The organism is Faecalibacterium longum (genome assembly GCF_040094125.1).
Classification (GTDB): Bacteria; Bacillota; Clostridia; order Oscillospirales; family Ruminococcaceae; genus Faecalibacterium; species Faecalibacterium longum.
On sequence record NZ_JBBNIH010000116.1, the window covers coordinates 1 to 4,418 of the forward strand.

Genomic DNA, 4,418 nt, shown 5'->3' on the forward strand with positions numbered 1-4,418 from the left:
AACTGGCAGATGTGGAACACATTGCCCAGACCGCCCATGTCAAAGTGGTAATCATCCAGATGTTCCAGCCGTGCCGTGAAGCTGCGCCCATCCGGGTAATCCACCTGAATCACGCCGCCATCTGGAATGCGGTAGAGATCGTCATAGTGGCTGTTGATGAGACGAATATCCTTCGGCAGCGTTTCCGGCTCCCAGATGCGCCGTCTGCCGATGCCCGCCTGCGGGATGTTTTCGAGGATCTTTACGCTTTCCTGTTGGATGACCTTGCGGTCATCGTCCGAAAGTGCAAACAGATACCAGTTCCGGGCGGCAGGGATGGCGTTCCGTCCATCGGGCGGCAGATTCTTTTCCGAGATCTGCCCACTTTCCAGCGGCTCACCAGTTACCTTGTTGTAGGTGGCAAAGCCGACCCCTGCACCGTTTTCCCGGAGATGCAGATAGCGTTCATCGTTGATAAGGTAGACCGCTTCTTTTATCTGTTCCATCAGCAGCCACCCTCAAATTCCAGAGAAAACTTGCTGCGGCCATCGGCTTCACAGGACAGCAGCACGGTGGCATTGTAGGTCTTGCCCTTGGCACTCTTGCAGTCCTTCAGCCGGACACGCCCATCCCGCAGCAGCTTGTCCGCCACATGGGAATCCAGTCGCTTACCCAGACGCTTGAAGAACGCATTGTCCTTCCACAGCACGAAACGGCACTCCCTGTTCTCACAGAACCAGCCCTTTTCACGTTCCACAACATTTGCACCGCAGTTCGGACAGACACCAATAATCTTGCTTTTCATAAGTGCATTCGCTCCTTTTTTCATTTCCGTGTTCTTTACCAGTTCGGTAATCATCGTATTGATCTCAGTCATAAATTCACCCGGCTCCATTTCGCCACGCTCGATTTGCAGCAATTTCGCTTCCCAGTCAGCCGTCATATCCGCAGACTGAATCTCTTCGGGCATTACGGTAATGAGGGCTTTTCCCTTATCCGTGGGCAGCAGCACCTTGGTTTTCTTGGTGCCCTTGCGTTCCAGAAAGCCCTTCTGCACCAGCTTTTCGATGGTGGCGGCTCTCGTTGCCGGGGTGCCGATGCCCTGACGTTCTACGCCCTCCGGCATACTGTCTGCACTGGCGGTTTCCATCGCATGAAGTAGAAGGTCCTCGGTGAAATGCTTTGGCGGAGACGTTTGACCCTCTTTCAGTTCGACACCGGCAACGCTGCACTGGCTCTGCTCCTGCACATCGGGCAGAACAGCCGGTTCTTTCTGCTTGCCCAACAGTTCGCCCAGCATTTTCCGCTCCATGGCTCTCCATCCATCGGACAGCACCAACTTGCCTTTTGCGGAGAATTCCTCTCCGGCGCAGATGGTGGTGAGCGTAGTTTCTGCATAGCAGTGCGGTTCGCCCACAGCGCAGAGCAGCCGTGCGGCAATCAGCCGCAGGACATTCCGCTCCCCGGCAGGGAGGGCGGCAATATCTGCGTTTGCCATGCTTTTCGTAGGCAGCAGCGCATGGTGGTCGGTGACTTTGCCGCCATTGATGACCTGCTGCACATGGATGGGAATCGGCTCCTCCACGGCAAACGCCCTGCCCGTGTCCGTCACCAGTCCCGGAAGGGAAGCCGCCATATCCTCCGTCAAAAACCGGCTGTCCGTGCGGGGGTAGGTGATAAGCCGCTTTTCGTAAAGACTTTGGGCATAATCCAACGTCTGCTGCGCCGTAAATCCCAACAGACGGTTTGCATCCCGCTGCAATGCGGTAAGGTCATAGAGTTGTGATGGGCTTTCGGACTTCTCCTTGCGTTCCATCTTTTGCACCGTGGCACGCCCCTCCTTTCGGCATTTGGAAAGCAGCAGTTCGGAATCCGCTTTCTGGGCAAACCGCTTGCTGGATGCGGTGCCGCCGTCCGCAAGGGTCAGGGCAACCGTGTAGAATTTCTCCGGCACAAAGGCGGCGATGGCGGCTTCCCGCACTACGGTCATAGCAAGCACCGGGGTCATAACACGCCCTACCGCCAGCGGTTGACCGTACAGGCACGAAAAAAGCCGGGACGCATTGATGCCGACCATCCAGTCGGCGCGTTCCCGGCAGAGTGCTGCGTTGTACAGCGCATCGTATTCAGGTGACGGTTTGAGGTGGGCAAAGCCCTCCCGGATAGCGTTTTCCTCCATGCTGGACAGCCACAGACGAGAAAAGGGCTTTTTGCAGCCTGCTTGCTGGTACACCAAGCGGAAAATCAGTTCTCCCTCACGTCCGGAATCGCAACTGTTCACGATGCTGTCTACGTCCGGGCGGTGCATGAGCTTTTGCAGGATGCCAAACTGCTTTTTGGTGCTGGCAGACACCAGATACTGCCACTTCTGCGGTAGGATGGGCAAGTCTGCAATGCTCCACTTAACGTATTTGGCATCGTAGACATTAGGCGGAGCCAGTTCCACCAGATGACCAACGCACCAGCTGACGAGATAGCCGTTGCCCTCCCAATAACCATCCTGTCGATTGGTCGCACCGAGGACCTTTGCGTAAGCTGCCCCGACAGAGGGCTTTTCCGCCACTACCAAGCAATAAGACAATAAGCATCAACTCCTTTTTATAAATGGTGTCATCTTGTAAAAAAGATTGGATTATGGTACTATGTTCTTGAAAGAAGAAAGAAAGCGGGTGAACCAATGTCTGAAAACAAAACACAGCAAGAACTGGATTTTGAACGTAAACACGAGCAGGATTTACAACGTCTGAGAGGCCTGCGCCTGATTGATGACGATTTCATGGCGGCGGTTTTTGAAGACCCTGCTTGTGCAGAATTTTTGCTTCAAATCATTCTCAAACGAGCGGATTTGAAGGTTCGTGAAGTGCATGGTCAGTACAGTATCAAGAATTTGCAGGGACGCTCCGTTCGTCTGGATATTCTGGCTGTTGATGAGCAGAATCGGGCATATAATATCGAGGTGCAACGCAGTGACCGTGGGGCAAGCGAAAAACGCGCCCGCTACAACAGCAGCCTGCTGGATGCAAACCTCACTCATTCTGGCAGCAATTATGATGCCTTGAACGAAACATATATTATCTTCATCACGGAGAACGATGTGTTAAAGGCTGGATTGCCGATTTACCACATTCATCGTATGGTAGAAGAAACCGGTGCAGTTTTCAACGACCAGTCACATATCATCTATGTGAACTCTCAAATCAAGGATGAAACTGCCCTCGGAAAACTGATGCATGACTTTTTCTGTACCGATGCAAAAGATATGTTCTATCCGGTGCTTGCAAATCGGGTACAATACTTTAAGCACGATGCGAAGGGAGTGGCAACTATGTGCAGAGCAATGGAAGAAATGCGTAAGGATGAACGAATCGAGTGTGCTTTGGAGATGCTCGCAGATGGAATGCCTTATGAAAAGGTGGCAAAGTATTCTAAATTGTCTATTGAAGAAGTCAAAGAACTTGCCAGCAAGAAATCTGCCTGATAAAATAAAATACTGTTATGTGCCGAGTAATGGAAGAAATGCGTGGAGATGAACAAATCGAGTGCGCTCTCGCCGATGGGGTGCTTTGTGAAAAGGCGGCAAGGTATTCTAAAATGCCTTTTGGTAAGACATTTTATATGATGCATTTGATAATATAAACGTTCTATGGCAACATAAGATATAATTATCTAGATTTTAGAGCGATTATTTTATGTGATGAAAGCGACGAATGTATTACTCTATTAGCAGACAGACACTCATTTATGTGAGTGTAGGGTGGGTGCCATGATGCATTGACTTACGGTTGTTGTTCACTTCGGGTAGGCGTCAGTTCGTCTATTTGATTCTCTGTTTTGAATGCTGAGTTCCTATTTGAATCCACAGTGACAAATAGGAGGTCTAGTATGAACATCGTAAACATTATCTCTTTCTTATGCGGTTTATTTGGCGTGTTTGCATTTTTCTTTGATCACAGTGATTTGAAAATCACTTTGGGATGGAAGGCATTATGCATTGTTATTCTCGTCATTTTTATCGTAATTGGGGTGGTTTTCGGGCAAAACAGGCGTTAATGCATCTGGTAAGTGGGTCTTTTCAACTGGATGACTTTCAGTTTGTTTTAATATTAGAATGGGGTGCTATTTTTATGGCATCCCGTTTTTTAGTATGTAAGGCGGCAAACGCCGCCATAAAATTATTCTTCTGTGTTATCCTCCTTGCCGGTGTCCTCCGGCTCGTCCTCGGTCGGAATCTCAAAATCGCCCTTGTCTTCGGTGTAGTTTGCATCGGGGTCAAGGGCTTCTTTTTCGGCCTGCTTTTTCTGCTTCTGCTTTGTGAACGCATAGAAAATGCCGCCTGCCGCCAGTGCGATCAGCACGACCACACCCAGAAAGCCGGATGCGATCTTTGTGACCTTGTTTTCCTTGGGCTGTTCCTCGCCGGATGCCGCCGCTTCTTCTGC

Annotated in this window: 3 protein-coding genes and 2 pseudogenes; 2 read left to right on the top strand and 3 right to left on the bottom strand. The window is 50.6% G+C overall.

Going from position 1 to position 4,418, the window contains the following annotated elements:
* Positions 1-485, bottom strand: a pseudogene (locus AAAU26_RS05125) (LPD16 domain-containing protein); the annotation flags it as partial.
* Positions 485-2,560 carry a DNA topoisomerase 3 gene (locus AAAU26_RS05130; RefSeq protein WP_227619397.1) on the bottom strand — a complete coding sequence of 692 codons (2,076 nt, stop codon included), beginning with the start codon at positions 2,558-2,560 and terminating at the stop codon, positions 485-487. The gene AAAU26_RS05130 and the pseudogene AAAU26_RS05125, both read right to left, overlap by 1 nt.
* Before the next feature lie 96 nt (positions 2,561-2,656).
* Here AAAU26_RS05130 and AAAU26_RS05135 point away from each other — a divergent pair, with 96 nt between their 5' ends.
* Positions 2,657-3,457 carry a PD-(D/E)XK nuclease family transposase gene (locus tag AAAU26_RS05135; RefSeq protein ID WP_097791167.1) on the top strand — a complete coding sequence of 267 codons (801 nt, stop codon included), beginning with the start codon at positions 2,657-2,659 and terminating at the stop codon, positions 3,455-3,457.
* A 404-nt stretch (positions 3,458-3,861) separates the two neighbouring features.
* Entirely contained in the window at positions 3,862-4,029 is a 168-nt protein-coding gene (locus AAAU26_RS05140; RefSeq protein WP_156071621.1) for a hypothetical protein, read from the top strand.
* A gap of 122 nt (positions 4,030-4,151) precedes the next feature.
* Here the strand turns inward: AAAU26_RS05140 and AAAU26_RS05145 are convergent.
* Positions 4,152-4,418, bottom strand: a pseudogene (locus AAAU26_RS05145) (DUF4366 domain-containing protein); the annotation flags it as partial.

What these genes read in the sequence shown, in the direction of transcription:
- AAAU26_RS05135 (WP_097791167.1), top strand. Translation starts at nt 2,657, where the DNA reads ATGTCTGAAAACAAAACACAGCAAGAACTGGATTTTGAACGTAAACAC.
- AAAU26_RS05140 (WP_156071621.1), top strand. Translation starts at nt 3,862, where the DNA reads ATGAACATCGTAAACATTATCTCTTTCTTATGCGGTTTATTTGGCGTG.